This window comes from Hydrogenophaga sp. 70-12 (genome assembly GCF_001897365.1).
Taxonomy (GTDB): domain Bacteria; phylum Pseudomonadota; class Gammaproteobacteria; order Burkholderiales; family Burkholderiaceae_C; genus Hydrogenophaga; species Hydrogenophaga borbori.
Map to the genome: position 1 here is coordinate 1 of NZ_MKSS01000117.1, position 16,021 is coordinate 16,021.

Annotated in this window: 15 protein-coding genes and 1 pseudogene; 11 read left to right on the forward strand and 5 right to left on the reverse strand. The window is 70.2% G+C overall.

Annotation, left to right across the window (positions count from 1 at the left end; all coding sequences use genetic code 11):
- From BGO22_RS07405 to BGO22_RS07430, 6 genes and pseudogenes are all read left to right on the forward strand, one after another.
- Nucleotides 1–167 (forward strand): annotated as a pseudogene (locus BGO22_RS07405) (electron transfer flavoprotein subunit alpha/FixB family protein); the annotation flags it as partial.
- 95 nt (nt 168–262) lie between these two features.
- Entirely contained in the window at nt 263–2,050 is a 1,788-nt protein-coding gene (locus BGO22_RS07410; protein ID WP_070400665.1) for an acyl-CoA dehydrogenase, read from the forward strand.
- A gap of 33 nt (nt 2,051–2,083) precedes the next feature.
- A complete protein-coding gene (locus BGO22_RS07415) occupies nt 2,084–3,064 on the forward strand; it encodes an NAD(P)H-dependent flavin oxidoreductase (protein ID WP_070400664.1) in 981 nt (326 codons plus the stop codon).
- A 121-nt stretch (nt 3,065–3,185) separates the two neighbouring features.
- Nucleotides 3,186–3,542, forward strand: a complete 357-nt coding sequence (locus BGO22_RS07420) for an ArsR/SmtB family transcription factor (RefSeq protein ID WP_070400663.1) — start codon at nt 3,186–3,188, stop codon at nt 3,540–3,542.
- Nucleotides 3,539–4,072: an SRPBCC family protein gene (locus tag BGO22_RS07425; protein WP_070400662.1), complete on the forward strand. Its 534-nt coding sequence runs from the start codon at nt 3,539–3,541 to the stop codon at nt 4,070–4,072. Before BGO22_RS07420 ends, BGO22_RS07425 begins: the two co-directional genes overlap by 4 nt.
- A gap of 131 nt (nt 4,073–4,203) precedes the next feature.
- On the forward strand, nt 4,204–5,925 hold the full coding sequence (locus BGO22_RS07430) for a hypothetical protein (protein ID WP_070400661.1): 1,722 nt from the start codon (nt 4,204–4,206) through the stop codon (nt 5,923–5,925).
- Between the two features lie 36 nt (nt 5,926–5,961).
- Here BGO22_RS07430 and BGO22_RS07435 read toward each other — a convergent pair whose 3' ends face one another.
- Together BGO22_RS07435 and gntR are read right to left on the reverse strand one after the other, a co-directional pair.
- Entirely contained in the window at nt 5,962–8,298 is a 2,337-nt protein-coding gene (locus tag BGO22_RS07435) for a penicillin-binding protein 1A (RefSeq protein ID WP_070400660.1), read from the reverse strand.
- A gap of 94 nt (nt 8,299–8,392) precedes the next feature.
- A complete protein-coding gene (gene gntR, locus BGO22_RS07440) occupies nt 8,393–9,430 on the reverse strand; it encodes an HTH-type transcriptional regulator GntR (RefSeq protein ID WP_070400659.1) in 1,038 nt (345 codons plus the stop codon).
- 182 nt (nt 9,431–9,612) lie between these two features.
- Between gntR and BGO22_RS07445 the strand changes: the two genes are divergently transcribed.
- From BGO22_RS07445 to BGO22_RS07460, 4 genes are read left to right on the forward strand one after another with little or no spacing between them, the layout of a single operon-like run.
- A complete protein-coding gene (locus tag BGO22_RS07445) occupies nt 9,613–10,149 on the forward strand; it encodes a gluconokinase (RefSeq protein WP_070400658.1) in 537 nt (178 codons plus the stop codon).
- Nucleotides 10,146–10,625: a TRAP transporter small permease gene (locus BGO22_RS07450; RefSeq protein ID WP_070400657.1), complete on the forward strand. Its 480-nt coding sequence runs from the start codon at nt 10,146–10,148 to the stop codon at nt 10,623–10,625. The genes BGO22_RS07445 and BGO22_RS07450 overlap by 4 nt, the downstream gene beginning before the upstream one ends.
- Nucleotides 10,622–11,899, forward strand: a complete 1,278-nt coding sequence (locus tag BGO22_RS07455; RefSeq protein ID WP_070400656.1) for a TRAP transporter large permease — start codon at nt 10,622–10,624, stop codon at nt 11,897–11,899. Before BGO22_RS07450 ends, BGO22_RS07455 begins: the two co-directional genes overlap by 4 nt.
- A 55-nt stretch (nt 11,900–11,954) precedes the next feature.
- The gene (locus BGO22_RS07460; RefSeq protein ID WP_070400655.1) at nt 11,955–12,971 is read left to right on the forward strand and encodes a TRAP transporter substrate-binding protein; all 1,017 of its coding nucleotides are present in this window, start codon (nt 11,955–11,957) and stop codon (nt 12,969–12,971) included.
- Between the two features lie 59 nt (nt 12,972–13,030).
- On the opposite strand, the gene BGO22_RS07465 is transcribed toward BGO22_RS07460, so the two are convergent.
- Entirely contained in the window at nt 13,031–13,690 is a 660-nt protein-coding gene (locus tag BGO22_RS07465) for a hypothetical protein (RefSeq protein WP_070400654.1), read from the reverse strand.
- A 227-nt stretch (nt 13,691–13,917) separates the two neighbouring features.
- Between BGO22_RS07465 and BGO22_RS07470 the strand changes: the two genes are divergently transcribed.
- Nucleotides 13,918–14,415: a VOC family protein gene (locus BGO22_RS07470; protein WP_070400653.1), complete on the forward strand. Its 498-nt coding sequence runs from the start codon at nt 13,918–13,920 to the stop codon at nt 14,413–14,415.
- A 22-nt stretch (nt 14,416–14,437) separates the two neighbouring features.
- Here the strand turns inward: BGO22_RS07470 and BGO22_RS07475 are convergent, their stop codons facing one another.
- A complete protein-coding gene (locus tag BGO22_RS07475) occupies nt 14,438–14,866 on the reverse strand; it encodes a VOC family protein (RefSeq protein ID WP_070400652.1) in 429 nt (142 codons plus the stop codon).
- 87 nt (nt 14,867–14,953) lie between these two features.
- Nucleotides 14,954–15,940, reverse strand: coding sequence for an FAD:protein FMN transferase (locus BGO22_RS07480; RefSeq protein ID WP_070400651.1), 987 nt, complete (start codon nt 15,938–15,940; stop codon nt 14,954–14,956).
- Nucleotides 15,941–16,021 lie beyond the last annotated feature (81 nt).

Consider the following 16,021-nt stretch of genomic DNA (forward strand, 5'->3'; position numbering starts at 1 on the left):
TCGCCGCCGGCATCTCGGGCGCCATCCAGCACCTGGCGGGCATGAAGGACTCCAAGGTGATCGTGGCGATCAACAAGGACCCGGAGGCGCCGATCTTCAGCGTAGCCGACTACGGCCTGGAGGCCGATCTGTTCGAGGCCGTGCCCGAGCTGGTCAAGGCGCTCTGATCCGAAGAGCACCCCAAGGGCATCGCGTGCGATGCCCTTTTTTTGCATCGCGCCGACCGTTTTCCGTGTGGGCGCACCCCTGGAGACATTGAGCCATGAGCTACACCGCCCCCGTCAAGGACATGCTGTTCAACATCGAGCACCTGGCGCGCATCGACCAGGTGGCTCAACTGCCCGGTTTCGAGGACTCGGGCCTGGAGACCGCCCAGGCCGTGCTGGAGGAGTGCGCCAAGCTCAACGAAGGCGTGGTGGCGCCGCTCAACCGCGAGGGCGACCTCAAGCCGTCCTCGGTGAAGGACGGCGTGGTCACCACCACGCCCGGCTTCAAGGACGCCTACCGCCAGTACGCCGAGGGCGGCTGGCAGGGCCTGCAGCACCCGGTGGATTTCGGCGGCCAGGGCCTGCCCAAGACCATCGGCTCGGCCTGCGGCGAAATGCTCAACAGCGCCAACCTGAGCTTCGCGCTGTGCCCCCTGCTCACCGACGGCGCCATCGAGGCCCTGCTGACCGCCGGCAGCGATGAGCAGAAGGCCACCTACCTGCACAAGCTGGTGAGCGGCGAGTGGACCGGCACCATGAACCTCACCGAGCCGCAGGCCGGCTCGGACCTGGCCGCCGTGCGCACGCGCGCCGAACCGCAGCCCGACGGCACCTACAAGATCTTCGGCACCAAGATCTTCATTACCTACGGCGAGCACGACATGGCCGACAACATCGTGCACCTGGTGCTGGCGCGCGTGACCGGCGCGCCCGAGGGCGTCAAGGGCATCAGCCTGTTCACCGTGCCCAAGTTCCTGGTCAACCAGGACGGCAGCCTGGGCGCGCGCAACGACGTGCACTGCGTCAGCATCGAGCACAAGCTGGGCATCAAGGCCAGCCCCACGGCCGTTTTGCAATACGGCGACAACGGCGGCGCGATCGGCACCCTGGTGGGCCAGGAGAACCGTGGCCTCGAGTACATGTTCATCATGATGAACGCCGCGCGCTACGCGGTCGGCGTGCAGGGCATCGCCATCAGCGAGCGCGCCTACCAGCAGGCTGTGGGCTACGCGCGCGAGCGCGTGCAGAGCCGCCCGGTGGACGGCAGCATGAACACCGCCGCGCCCATCATCCACCACCCCGATGTGAAGCGCATGCTCATGACCATGCGCGCCGCCACCGAAGGCTGCCGCGCCATGGCCAGCGTGGCCGCGGCCGCCTACGACGCCGCGCACCACCACGCCGACGCCGAGGTGCGCCGGCAGAACCAGGCCTTCTATGAGTTCCTGGTGCCGCTGGTGAAGGGCTACAGCACCGAGATGAGCCTGGAAGTCACCAGCCTGGGCGTGCAGGTGCACGGCGGCATGGGCTTCATCGAGGAGACCGGCGCGGCCCAGCACTACCGCGACGCCAAGATCCTCACCATCTACGAAGGCACCACGGCGATCCAGGCCAACGACCTGGTGGGCCGCAAGACCGCGCGCGACGGCGGCACCGTGGCCAAGGCCATCGCCGCGCAGATCCGCCAGACCGAGGCCGAGCTCGCCAAAGGCAGTGGCAACGCCCAGGCCGTGGGCAAGCGCCTGGCGGCCGCGCGCGAGGCCTTCGAGCAGGCGGTGGACTTCATCGTTGCCAACACCAAGGGCAACCCCAACGCCGCCTTCGCGGGCAGCGTGCCCTACCTCATGCTGGCTGGCAACCTGGTGGCGGGCTGGCAGATGGCGCGCGCGCTGCTGGTGGCCGAGGCGCTGTCGGCCAAGGGACAGGACAAGGCCTTCATGGACGCGAAGATCACCACCGCGCGTTTCTATGCCGACCACATCCTCAGCCGCGCGCCGGGCGTGGCCGCCTCCATCGTCGACGGCGCCGAGGGCGTGACGGCGATGGCCATCGAAGCCTTCTGAGCGACACCGACCGATCCCCTTCACGGAGACAACATGCCTGCACCCGAGCGTTACCTGCCCCCGGTCCTCAAGAACCTCAAGTTCCCGGTGATCGGCTCGCCGCTGTTCATCATCAGCAACCCCAAGCTCGTGCTGGCGCAGTGCAAGGCCGGCGTGGTGGGGTCGATGCCGGCGCTCAACGCGCGCCCGGCCTCGCAACTGGACGAGTGGCTGGCCGAGATCACCGAAGGCCTGGCCGCGCACAACAAGGCCCACCCCGACCACCCGGCCGCGCCCTTCGCCATCAACCAGATCGTGCACAAGAGCAACGACCGGCTCGAGCACGACATGCAGCTGTGCGCCAAGTACCAGGTGCCCATCGTCATCACCAGCCTGGGCGCGCGCGAGGACGTGAACCAGGCCGTGCACGCCTGGGGCGGCATCGTCATGCACGACGTCATCAACAACGTGTTCGCGCACAAGGCGATCGAGAAGGGCGCCGACGGCCTGATCCCGGTGGCCGCGGGCGCGGGCGGCCACGCCAGCGTGAAGAGCCCCTTCGCCATGGTCCAGGAGATCCGCGAGTGGTTCGGCGGCCCGGTGGCGCTGTCGGGCGCGATCGCTTCGGGCGGCGCCATCCTGGCCGCGCAGGCCATGGGCGCGGACCTGGCCTACATCGGCTCGGCCTTCATCGCCACCCACGAGGCGCGCGCGGTCGAGGGCTACAAGCAGATGATCGTGGACAGCAACTCCGACGACATCGTCTACAGCAACTTCTACACCGGCATCCACGGCAACTACCTCAAGGGCTCCATCCGCAACGCCGGCATGGACCCGGACAATCTGCCGCAGAGCGACCCGAGCAAGATGAACTTCGCCACCGGCGAGGGCAGCAACGCCGCCAAGGCCTGGCGCGACATCTGGGGCTGCGGCCAGGGCATCGGCGCCATCCGCGAGGTGATGGGCGCGGGCGAGCTGGTGGCGCGCTTGCAGCGCGAGTACGCCGAGGCGAAGGCACGGCTCTGCGCGGCCTGAGCGGGCGCGCCCTCCCTGAACAGCCGGCCTCGCGCCGGCTTCTTTTTTTTGGCGTCGCCGTTCGTCAGAAAGATAAACCGAGTGGTTGAGTATTTATCGGGCCGCGATTAAATTCAATCACATGGTTGAACAACATTCCTCCGCCGATCTCGACGCCGTCTTCAAGGCCCTGGCCGACCCCACCCGCCGCGACATGCTGCAGCGCCTGGCGGGCGAGGCGCTGTCGGTGAGCGAGCTGGCCGCGCCGCTGGACATGTCGCTGGCGGCCGCCTCCAAGCACATCCAGGTGCTGGAGCGCGCCGGCCTCGTGCGGCGCACGGTGCAAGGGCGCACGCACACCTGCCGCCTCGAGGCCGGGCCACTGCACGCGGGCATGGAGTGGTTGCGCCACTACGAGCGGTTCTGGACCGAGCGGCTCGACACCCTCGAGCGCCTGGTGCGCGCCGCGCCTTCATCCCCCCAACGGAGAAAACCATGACGACGGATTCCCTCTACGGCGAACGCTTGTCCAACGACACCGTGCGCATCGAACGCCAGCTGCCCGGCTCGGTCCAGGACATCTGGGCCTGGCTCACCGAGAACGACAAACGCGAGCAATGGATGGCGCGCGGCACGCTGGAGCTGCGCGTGGGCGGCGCGGTGCGCCTGGAGTTCCGCCACAAGGAGCTGACCTACGCCGACGACCCCGCGCCACCCCGGTACGCGGACATGGCCGACAGCGCACGGTTGACCGGTGTGGTGACGGCCTGCGAGCCGCCGCGCCTGCTGGCCCACACCTGGGGCGACCAGGGCGAGGTGCGCTACGAGCTGAGCGAATCGGGCGGCGGCGTGCGCCTGGTGGTCACGCACCAGCGCCTGCGCGGCCTGGAGGACATGCTCAGTGTCTCGGCCGGCTGGCACGCCCACCTGGACCTGCTGGTGACGCGGGTGCGGGGCGAGGCCCGACCGCGCTACTGGGAACTGCACACGCGGCTGGAGGCGGAGTACGCGCGGCGGCTGGCCGGCTGAGTGGCGCGTGCGGCAGGCGGGGACGGGTTCTTTGGGTTCGCTCAAGCCGGGCGTGTCGGGGGAACGAACCGCCCACCGCGGCAACGCAGGGCGGGTTCGATTCCCCCCACGCCCGTTCCCCTGCGACCGCCATGCACCGCTTTCAACGATCGCTCTCGTCCGACCGCCTCACGCGCACCACCGATCCGCAGCGCCGAGCGCCCTCCCGCGACGGTCCCTCCCACCCCGGCGCGCAACCGATCCGCATCGACGGGCCGAGCGCGGTCGACGCGCTGGTCCAGTCCCTGCAGCGGGCCGACGCCGAGGTGCCGGCCCTGCACCTGCACCTGTCGGTCCATATCGACGCCTCGGCGCTGGCGCCGTTGCTGGCCACCCTGGACTCCCTGGTGGCGCAAGGCCGGCTGGTGGGTCTCACGGTCACGGTGGACCACGACATCCAGCGGCCGATCCCCGCGCCCCTGCGCTGGGCGCTCGCCGGCTCCAAGGCCTGCCTCGTGTTGAGTGGCGCTTCCGTGCGCCCCTTGATCGTGGGCGACCCGGCCTGGGTCCGGAACCCGCCCGACCCGACGCTCGCCGACTTCTTGAACATGGCGCTGTGCGACGTGCGGGGCCGTGCCCTGGAAATACAGGCGGCCAGCGTGCTGTCGACGCTCGCCATGAAGACCCCCGGCGAAGACGCGCTGCTGCGCGCCGTGGCGGTGCTCAGCCCCGGCCACCAGTGGCGTCTCGCGGCCTTGCCCGATGCGGGGGCGTACACGCGCCTGACGAATGCCCAGGTGCCCCTGTGCCTGAACCTCTCGCTCACCCCCGCCACCATCGGGCCGCTGGCCGAGTGGCTGGCGACGCCCCATCCCCTGCTGCATTCGATCGAACTGCGGGTGAGCGGGCGCCTGGACGGGCAAGCCTGGATGCTGCTGTGGACCCGGGTGGTGGGGCAGCCCTCGCTGCGCCACGTCGAGGTGGAGATCCAGCCCCAGGCGGTGGTGGACGGCTGGGCGGCGCCCGAAGGGCTCCCCCTGCGGCCCATGGCCCGTGTGCCGACGGTCCGGCTGGGCGTGGACGGCGCGGACGAGGCCCCGCTGGCGGCCTGGCTCGTGGAATGGCTGCACCCCCTGAACCTCACCCTGGGCACCCACCGGGTGGACACCACCGTGGCGCTCCTCCAGGCCCTGATGAATCCGGAGCGGCATGACACCTTGCGCGAGCTGAGGATCGTCTGCTGCGGTGGCATGCCGGGGCCGCGCGATGTGGGGCTGGTGAAAACACTCATCACCTTCCTCCAGACCTTCGACCGGGTCCGCGCCGTGTACATGAGCCTGCCCCATCCTTTGCCGGGGGGCGCGACACTGCAGGCCCTGCGCGCGGTGGTCTGTCAGAACCTGCTGCTGGGGAGCACGCACCTGGTTTCCGGCGGACCGTCGCCTTGGTCCGGTCTCAGGGACGTGTTCATCAAGCCCTTGTGGCGTGGCCTGGGCCGGGGCGACTACTTCCTGGCCCACTGCGTGGGCGGGCTCAGGGCCTTCTTCTTCTTCCACCTGCACAACGATCCCGATCTCGCCGACGGCTTCGTGCAGCAGGAGTGGCTGCCCATGAGCGATCAGGTGTCGCTGAGCGGGGTGTCCTTCGCCACGCGCCGCGCGGCCATCGGGCACCGCAGCGAAATCCATGCGCAGGAGATCGTGCGGGTGATGCGCCTGGGGCTGCTCGACCCGTCCACCCTGCGCGAACTGCTCACGGGGCCGATGGAAGAGATCGACCCCGACCTGGTGCTGGCGGTGTTCCTGCAGCTGTGTGACGCGAGGGAAGACCCCGACCTCTGGCGCCTGTTGGACGAGGCCACGACCGTTGGCTGAGCGGCCAAGGCCCCGGTGGCGGGGCCGCGGCCGGTCTCACTCGCCGGGCGGCGTCGGCCGCGTGCCGCTGCGCAGCCAGTTGCCGATGGAATCGAAGAGCTTGCCGATCTCGCCGCCGAAGTTCGTCTTGTACTGGGTGCCGGCGGTGTCCGAGATCTGCGACACCCAGCCGCCGTCGCGCCACTCGGCGTACAGCCAGTCATCGCCTTCGCGCACCAGTCCCTCGGGCGGCGCGGGCACCGGCACCACCGGCTGGCCCTTGAGCGCCGCGCCCATGTAGTCGATCCAGATCGGCAGCGCCGCGCGCCCGCCCGATTCGCTGCGGCCCAGGCTGCGCGGTTGGTCGTAGCCCACCCACACGGTGGCGGCCAGCGTGGGCTGGTAGCCCGCGAACCAGGCGTCCACCGCGTCGTTGGTGGTGCCGGTCTTGCCATAGACGTCGGTGCGCTTGAGCACGGCCTGCGCGCGCGCGGCGGTGCCGCTGCGCGTCACCTCGTTGAGCAGGCTGCCCATCACGTAGGCGTTGCGCGCCGGGATGGCGCGGTCTTCTTCGGCCAGTGGCGCGGCGGGGGGCGCCTCGAACAGCAGCTTGCCCTGCGCGTCGGTGATCTTCTCGATCACCACCGGCGAGACGCGCCAGCCGCCATTGGCCAGCGTGGCGTAGGCCTGCGCCATCTGCAGCGGCGTGACGCTGCCGGTGCCCAGGGCCAGGGTCAGGTCGTCGGGCTGGCGCGCGGGGTCCAGTCCGAAGCGGGCGAGCCACTCGCGCGCGGCCGGCGTGCCGGTGTGCTGCAGCACGCGCACGCTGGCCAGGTTGCTGGAGCGCGCCAGCGCCTCGCGCACGCTGATCGGCCCCTGGTGCTGGCCGTTGCTGTTGGACGGGCTCCAGCCATTGGCGGCGGTGAAGGGCAGGTCGTCCACCACCGTGGCCGGCATCACGCGCGACTCCAGCGCGGCCGAGTACAGCAGCGGCTTGAGCGCCGAGCCCGGCTGGCGCCAGCCCTGCGTCACGTGGTTGAAGGGCTGGCGCGTGAAGTCGAAGCCGCCCACCAGCGCGCGGATGCGGCCGGTGCGCGGGTCCATGGAGACGAGCGCGGCCTCCGCCTCGGGCCATTGCGAAATGGCCCAGACATCGCCCTTCCTGTCCTTGGTCTTGCCGGTGCTCACCACACGCACGATGGCGCCGCGTTCGATCTTGAGGGGTGCCTTGGCCTTGGCGTCGAGCCCGCGCTGCGCCCAGCGCAGGCCCTCGCCTTGCACGCTGATGCGTTCGCCGTTGGCGAGCTGCACCCGCAGGGCCTTGGGGCTGGCCTCGAGCACGATGCCCACGCGCAGGGTCTCGTCGTCGCGGTGGTCCTTCAGGGCCTCGGCGGCGGCGCGTTCCAGCTCGGCGCCATTGCCGGCGGGCAGGGTTTCCTTGTCTTCCGGCCCGCGCCAGGCGCCGCGCCGGTCGAAGGCCAGCACGCCGCGCTGCACGGCCGCGTGTGCCGCGCGCTGATCGGCCGCCAGCAGCGAGGTGGTCACCCGCAGGCCCTTGGAATAGGCCTCGGTGCCGAAGCGCTCCACCACCGCCTGCCGCGCCATCTCGGCCACGTGCGCCGCGTGCACGCTGCGCTGGCCGGGCGTGCGCAGGCGCAGCTTTTCGGCCTTGGCCTGGGCCAGCTGTTCGTCGGTGATGGCGTCGGTGGCGCGCATGCGCTCCAGCACCACGCGCTGGCGCTGCGTGGCGCGCTCCAGGTTGGCCACCGGGTTGGCGTAGTACGGGTTCTGCGGCAGGCCCGCGAGCATGGCGTTCTCGGCCAGCGTGAGCTTGTCCAGCGGTTTGCCGAAGTAGGTTTGTGCGGCGGCGGCGAAGCCGTAGGCGCGCTGGCCCAGGAAGATCTCGTTGAGGTAGATCTCCAGGATGCGGTCCTTGGAGAGCTCGTTCTCCAGCTTGAGCGCCAGCCAGATCTCCTTGGCCTTGCGCTCGGCCGAGAACTGGCGCGTGAGCAGCATGGTGCGCACCAGTTGCTGCGTGATGGTGGAGGCGCCCTGCTTGCGCCCGCCGGTGATGGCGGCCACCAGCGCGCGCGCCATGCCCTTGGGATCCACGCCGGAATGCTCGCGAAAGCGCGCGTCTTCCACCGACAGCACGGCCTGCTGCAGCTGCAGGGGGATGCGCTCCAGCGGCACGTACTCGCGCCGCTCGGCGCCGAACTGCGCGATCTCTTCGCCATCGGCCGTCAGCACCTGCAGGGGCAGCTTGGGCTGGTAGTGGACGATGGGGTCGAGCGAGGGGAGTTCGAAGGCGGGGGCGCTGGCTGGCAGCGCGGCGGCGATCGCGGCGACGAGCGCCAGGGCGAGCGTCGCCCGGCGGGGGAGGGTCGAAAACATGGGCCGGAATTGTCCAATGCCCAGGTTAAGACGGGTTAAGGCGGCCAGCGGCACTGGTTGCGAGCTGTAACAAGGCCGCCGGGCCGCGCCGGGTTCAGCTGCTGCCGCGCACCACCAGCTCGAACCCCAGGTCGGCGCTGTTGGTGGGCACCGCCTCCCCGCGCAGCAGCGACAGCAGCATGCGCGCGCCCGTCTCGCCGATGGCGCGGCGCGGCGTGCGCACGGTGGTCAGCGGCGGCAGCATCTGGTCGCTGCCCGACAGGTCGTTGAAGCCGGCCACGGCCAGCCGCTGCGGCACGCTCACGCCCAGGCGCAAGGCCGCGAGCAGGCCGCCCTGCGCCAGGTCGTCGTTGCAGAAGAAGACCGCGTCCACCTCGGGCCGGGTGCGCAGCAGGTCCTCCAGCAGCTCGCCGCCCAGGCGCATGGACGAGGGCTGGGGGCTCAGCAGTTCGAGCCGGGCGTCGTACAGGCCGGCCGCGCGCAGGCAGCGGCGGTAGCCCTCGGCGCGCTGCAGCACGCGCGGGTCCAGCTGCGCGGCCACGAAGGCGATGCGCCGGCGCCCCCGGTCCAGCAGGTGCTGGGTGATGGCGTGGCCCGCGTCCTGCTGCGAGAAGCCCACGCAGTGCACGCCGGGCGCCTCGGTCAGCTCCATCAGGTACACGCAGGGCATGCCGCTGGCCGCCACCATCTGGCGCGCGGCCTCGGTGCGGTCGAAGCCGGTGAGCAGCACGCCGGCCGGGCGCTGCGCGAGGTAGCTGCGCAGCAGCTGCTCTTCCTCCATTGGGTCGTAGTGCGTCACGCCGATCAGCGGCTGGTAGCCGTGCGGCAGCAGCACGCGGTGCACGGCCTCGATCACGTCCACGAACAGGGCGTTGGACAGCAGCGGCACCAGCACCGGCACCTGGGTGCCGCGCGCCGAGGCCAGGGCGCGCGCGGCCGGGTCGGGCACGTAGCCCAGGCGATCGGCGGCGGTCTTCACGCGCTCCACCAGCTCGGCGGCCACACCGCGCTCGCCGCGCAGCGCGCGCGAGGCGGTGATGGGGCTGACCTCGGCCTCGCGGGCCACGTCCTGCAAGGTGATGCGCCCGCTGGGGCGGCGGCGGCGTTCGGTCGGCGGCGGGGTGGGGGGCAAGGGTTTTCCCTGTCGATGGGTGGTGCGGATCGGCAATAGGATAGCGCTACCATAGCGGCCTTCGCATCCGGATTCGCCCTGATCATCACACAGTTCAGAGCGATCCCCGAGTGAACGCGACACCCGCAGACGGTCCTGTTCCCAGGGCCGTTTCTTTCGGATTCATTGGACAGCGCTACCAAATGGCTTTGAACCCTGTTCCCACCCGCCTCGTCGTCATGGGCGTGGCCGGTTGCGGCAAATCCAGCCTCGGCCAGCAAAGCGCTGCCGCGCTGGGCCTGCCGCTGCTGGAGGGCGACGATTTCCACCCGCCCGCCAACCTGGCCAAGATGCGCGGCGGCATCGCCCTCAGCGACGAGGACCGCGCCGCCTGGCTCGACACCCTGGCCGCCCAGCTCGCCGCGCGCGCCGACGGCGTGGTGCTCACCTGCTCCTCGCTCAAGCGCCGCTACCGCGAGCGCCTGCGCGCCGCGGCCCCGGGCCTGCGCTTCGTGTTCCTGCAACTGAGCCGCGAGCAGGCGCGCGATCGCGTGGCCACGCGCCCCGGCCACCTGTTCCCGGTGAGCCTGGTCGACAGCCAGTTCGAGGCGCTGGAAGATCCTTCGCTGGAGCCCGGCGTGCTGGCGCTGGATGCCATGCGCCCGCTGCCCGAACTCGTGAACGCCGTGGCGGACTGGGTGCGCGCCGTGCCCGCGCCGGACGAGGAGGTGCGCGCATGAAAGCCCTGAACGCGATCAAGCACCTGGCCGAGGGCCTGCTGGCCCTGTGTCTGCTGGGCATGGTGGTGGCGGTGTTCGGCAACGTGGTGCTGCGCTACGTGTGGGGCACGGGCTGGGTGGTGTCCGAGGAGCTGTCCCGCCTGCTGTTCGTCTGGCTGGTCTCCGTCGCGGCCACGCTGACCTTCGCCGAGGGCAAGCACCTGGGCTTCGATCTGGTGACCACGCGCCTGAGCGGCAAGCCCGCGGCGGCCCTGCGCTGGCTCACGCGCGCGCTCATCGGCCTGTCGCTGTACTACCTCATCGCCGGCGCCTGGGCCCAGGTGGTGGTGGGCATGAACAGCCGCAGCCCGGTGATGAACTACCCGCTGTCGCTGGCGGCGGGCGCCATCTTCGTGATGGGCGTGTGCATGGCCCTGCTGCTGGCGCTGCAGGCCGTGAACGAGCTGCGCGGCGGGCGCGAAGGAGGTGCCGCATGACCATCGCGCTCTTCCTGCTGGTGCTGTTCGCCGCCATGACGGTGGGCGTGCCCATCGCCTTCGCGCTCATGCTCACGGCGCTGGCGCTGATGGTGCAGCTCGACTTCTTCGACGCCCAGCTGCTGGCGCAGAACGTGCAGGCCGGCTTCGACAGCTTCCCCCTGCTCGCCGTGCCCTTCTTCATCCTGGCTGGCGAGCTCATGAACGCCGGCGGCCTGAGCCGGCGCATCATCGACCTGGCCCGCGCCTTCGTGGGGCACATCCCGGGCGGCCTGGGTTACGTGGCGATCGCGGCCTCCGTCATGCTGGCCTCGATGAGCGGCTCGGCCATCGCCGACACCGCCGCGCTGGCCACGCTGCTGCTGCCCATGATGCGCCAGCAGCGCTACCCCGAGGGCACCAGCGCCGGCCTCATCGCCTCGGGCGGCATCATCGCGCCCATCATCCCGCCGTCCATGCCCATGGTGATTTACGGCGTGACCACCAACACCTCGATCAGCAAGCTGTTCCTCGCGGGCATCGTGCCTGGCCTGCTGATGGCGGTGAGCCTGGTCCTGGTGTGGCGCCGCGTCTCGCGCAAGGAACAGCTGCCCGTGGCCGAGAAGACCAGCTGGGCGCAGCGTCGCGCGGTGCTGAGCTCCAGCATCTGGGCGCTGTTCATGCCGGTGATCATCATCGGCGGCCTTCGGCTGGGCCTGTTCACGCCCACCGAGGCGGCGGTGGTGGCGGCCGTGTACGCGCTCATCGTGGCCATGTTCGTGTACCGCGAGCTCAGCGTGGCGGGCCTGTACCGCGTGTTCGTGGACGCCGCCCGCACCACCGGCGTGGTGATGTTCCTGTGCGGCGCCGCCACGGCGGCCAGCTACATGATCACCCTGGCCGACCTGCCCAACGAACTGGCCGGCGTGATGGGCCCCCTGCTGCAGAACCCCTACCTCTTCATGGCGGTGGTGGCCGTGTTCCTGCTCGCCGTGGGCATGGTGATGGACCTCACGCCCACCATCCTGATCCTGGCGCCGGTGCTCGCGCCGCTCGCCGCCAAGGCCGGCATCGACCCGGTGTACTTCGGCTTCGTCTTCATCTTCATCGGCTGCCTGGGCCTGCTCACGCCGCCCGTGGGCACGGTGCTCAACGTGGTGGCCGGCGTGGGCGGCCTGCGCATGGAGCCGGTGATCCGCGGGGTGATGCCCTTCCTGCTGGTCTATGTCGCCATGTTGGCCTTGCTGATCGGCTTCCCCGCGATCGTGTTGCAGCCACTCAAGTGGATGTTCTGAACCCCTTCCCGTTTTCACCCGACGGCGCACGCCGCCAACAACCCAGGAGATGACCATGAAATTCAAGCAACTCGCCATCACGCTGTCGGTGGCCCTGGCCACCGTGGCCGGCGGCCTGGCCCACGCGCAGGACTTCAAGCCGCGCATCATCCGCTTCGGCTACGGCCTCAACGAAGACTCCAACCAGGGCCGCGCGGTCAAGCTGTTCGCGCAAGAGGTGGAGAAGGCCTCGGGCGGCAAGATGCGCGTGCGCGCCATCGGCGCCGCCGCGCTGGGCTCGGACGTGCAGATGCAGCAGGCCCTCATCGGCGGCGCGCAGGAAATGATGGTGGGCTCCACCGCCACGCTGGTGGGCATCACCAAGGAAATGGCCATCTGGGACACGCCCTTCCTGTTCAACAACGCCCAGGAAGCCGACGCCGTGCTCGACGGCCCGGTGGGCCAGAAGGTGATGGACAAGCTGCAGGAGAAGGGCCTGGTGGGCCTGGCCTACTGGGAGAACGGCTTTCGCAACCTCACCAACAACAAGCACGCCGTGGCCAAGCTGGAAGACCTGGACGGCATCAAGCTGCGCGTGATGCAGAACAACGTCTTCATCGACAGCTTCAAGACCCTGGGCGCCAACGCCGTGCCGCTGCCGTTCTCCGAGCTGTTCACCGCGCTGGAAACCAAGACCGTGGACGGCCAGGAGAACCCGTACAACACCATCCTCTCCAGCAAGTTCTACGAGGTGCAGAAGTACCTCACCGTGACCAACCACGTCTACAGCCCCTGGATCGTGACCGTGAGCAAGAAGTGGTGGGACCAGCTGAGCGCGGCCGAGCGCAAGGTGCTGGCGGACGCCGCCAAAGTGAGCCGCGACTTCGAGCGCAAGGACACGCGCGCCGAGGCCGACAAGGCCCTGGCCGAGCTCAAGGGCAAGGGCATGCAGATCAACCAGCTCAGCCCGGCCGAGGCCAACCGCATGCGCGAGAAGCTCAGCGCGGTGAACGCCGGCATCGCCAGCAACGTGGGCGAAGACCTGTGGAAAGAAACCCAGGCCGCCGTGGCCAAGGCGCGCGGCGGCAAGTAAGCCGCCTGCCGCAGCAAAAGCCGGCCCTCGGGCCGGCTTTTTTCATGCGTGCGTTGCGCTCATTTCGCGGGCCGTACGCGCGACAGCAGTTCGGCGTCGAGCACACCCGCCCCTTGCGGATGGGTGGCCGGCCGCTCCACATGGCGTTTGATGGTGGCCAGACCGTCCTGGGGCGCGCTCCAGCGCGTCTCGACCTCGCCGAAGCTGTCGGTCCACTGCAACTGCCACGCCTTGAAGGTGCCGGCGGGCACGGTGACGTCGCCATAGGACAGCACCTTCCACTGGATGGTGTTCTTCATCTTGCCGCCCGTGGCAAAGAGGGTCAGCTCGTGGCTGGACGTCCAGGTCTTGCCGACCTCCAATGGCCACCGGTAGCCAATGGGCGGGTTGAACGCCATCAGCGGTGTGCCGTCGGGCCGCAGGGTGGCCAGCTGATCGAAGCTGACCGGGTCGTACAGACCCACCCCCGCCTGTGGCGAGCCGAAGGCCACCACGGGTTGGCCCTGCCAGGTGGCTGGCGCATGGGTCCACACCACCGTGCCGTCAAAGTTGCCCAGGCTGCCCGAGCTCTTGCGGTGGTAGGTGGTGACGGTGCCCATGGGGTCGACCACCATCCTGTCCGCCACGGGCGGCGCGCTGGCGCAACCGGTGGCCAGAAGAATGGACGCCGTCGCGGTGACGGCCAGCAGCGAAACGGAAACGGTGCGTCGGGTGGGCATGGTGCCTCCTGGGGTGGATGGGTGGGGCCGGGATGTCTTTCCTGCCGTGTGCCACTCTAGGTGGGCGTGCACCCGCCAATCTGACGCGCGTCAACGAACCGCACCGCCGTGCGCGCGCAGGCGGGGATCGCCGAGGCGGGTTGATGGGCGTCAAGTCGCGGGCCCTGTAAGCTGGGCCCCGCAACGCCGTGCGGGGCGTGCCCGCTCACAGCATCAGGAGACGCTGAATGCCCGCCAAGAACACCATCTGCCTCTGGTACGAGCGCGACGCGCTCGACGCCGCGCGCTTCTATGCCGCGACCTTTCCCGACAGCGCGGTGGGCCGCGTGATGCACGCGCCCGGCGACTACCCGTCGGGCCAGGCGGGCAATGTCCTCACCGTCGAGTTCACCGTGCTGGGCATTCCCTGCCTGGGCCTCAACGGCGGCCCCGCCTTCCAGCAGAGCGAGGCCTTCTCATTCCAGGTGGCCACCGACGACCAGGCCGAGACCGACCGCCTGTGGAACGCCATCGTGAACAACGGCGGCCAGGAAAGCGAATGCGGCTGGTGCAAGGACAAATGGGGCGTGTCCTGGCAGATCACGCCGCGGGTGCTGACCGAGGCCGTCAACGACCCCGACCGCGCGGCCGCCAAGCGCGCCTTCGACGCCATGATGACCATGCGCAAGATCGACGTCGCGGCGATCGAGAAGGCCTGGCGCGGCGAGGCCCGCCCGGCGCGCTGAAACCGGGCGAGCGGGGCCGGCTTCAGAAGCGGATGCTGACCGAGGCCGCGCTGCGCTCGGCCTCGCCGTGGTACACGGCCTCGATGTTGTTGCCGTCCGGGTCGAGCACAAAAGCCGCGTAGTAGCCCGGGTGGTAGGGGCGCTCGCCAGGGGCGCCGTTGTCGCGCCCGCCATGGGCCAGGGCGGCCTTGTGAAAGGCGTCCACCGCCGCGCGGCTGGCGGCCTGGAAGGCCAGGTGGTGGCGGCCGGTGAGATGGCCTTGCGCGGCGATGCTGTCGGCGGTGGAGACGAAGAGCTCATCGGCCCAGAAGTAGCTGTCGTCGCTGCCGCCGATGGGAATGCCCAGGGTGTCGAGGACGGCGGTGTAGAAGCGCTGCGAGGCCGCGAGGTCGCGCACCACGAGCTGGATGTGGTCGATGAGCCGGCCACGGTGCAGTTGCTGGGTTGCCATGCGGGAAGCCTCCTTGATGGGTTCGGGCGAAGGGGCATTCTGGCGGCACCGGGCCCTGGCGTCATCCCCGCGGGGCGCGCTCGAAGGTCATCCGTTGGCCGGCTCTGCGGATTCGCCCAACCGGCCCAGCCCCAGCGCCACCAAGCCTTCTGCCCTGCGCAGCAGGAACAGCGCATCCAGTCCCATGCGTTGTGCCATGGCCAGACCGTCGTCGGGACCCGCCACCAGCAAGGCCGTGGCCCAGGCGTCTGCGTGCATGCCAGTACGCGCCAGCACGGTGACCGACGCCACCGCGTTGTTCACCGGCGCCCGGCGGCGCGGGTCCATGGTGTGGGCCAGGCGCGCATCGCCCACCCGCAGGAAGCGCCGATAGTCGCCCGAGGTGGCCACCGCCAGGTCTTCCAGCTCGATGACACCGTGCACCGTGCGCAGCCCCACCTCGGGGCGTTCGAGCGCCACGGCCCAGGGCGCGCCGCCGGCCTGGCGACCCAGGGCGCGCAGCTCGCCGTCCAGCGCGGCCAGTGCGTGCCGCACGCCGTGCTGTTGCAGCACCGCGACCATGCGGTCCACCGCGTAGCCTTTGGCAATGCCGCACAGGTCGAGCTGGAGGGGCGTGCTCTTTCGGGCACGGCCGGCGGACCGTTCCAGCTCAAGGCCTGCGTGCGCCGTGGGCGGCCTGGGCTGGCGCGCGGCGCGGATGGCATCCGCGTCGGGTGCGTCGCGCACCGCGCCGAAGCCCCAGGCGTCGACCAGGTCCCCCACGCAGGGATCGAACGCACCCGCACTCAGGCCCTGGACATCGAGCGCGCAGTCCAGCACCTCCAGCATTTCAGCGGGCAGGTCCACCCAGCGGCCCACAGGCGCGCGGTTCAGGCGCATGAGGTCGCTGTCCGGCTTCCAGGGCGACATCTGTTCGTCTACCTGCGCCACGGCAGCCGCAAGGTCCAGGCGCAAGGCCGCCAGGTCCAGGGTGTTGTCGGTGTCGAGCGTGGCCGACCAGCGCGTGCCCATGGTCGGGCCGTGCAGGGTGGTGTGCCTGCCCGTCACAGCCGCTTCAGAAGACGTCTTCGGCATAGCGCTCGCTGGCTTTGAGTTGGGCCACGCTCAGCCGCAGTGGCGCCAGCACCGCGTCCAGCGCCTCGGCGACGCCCTGCG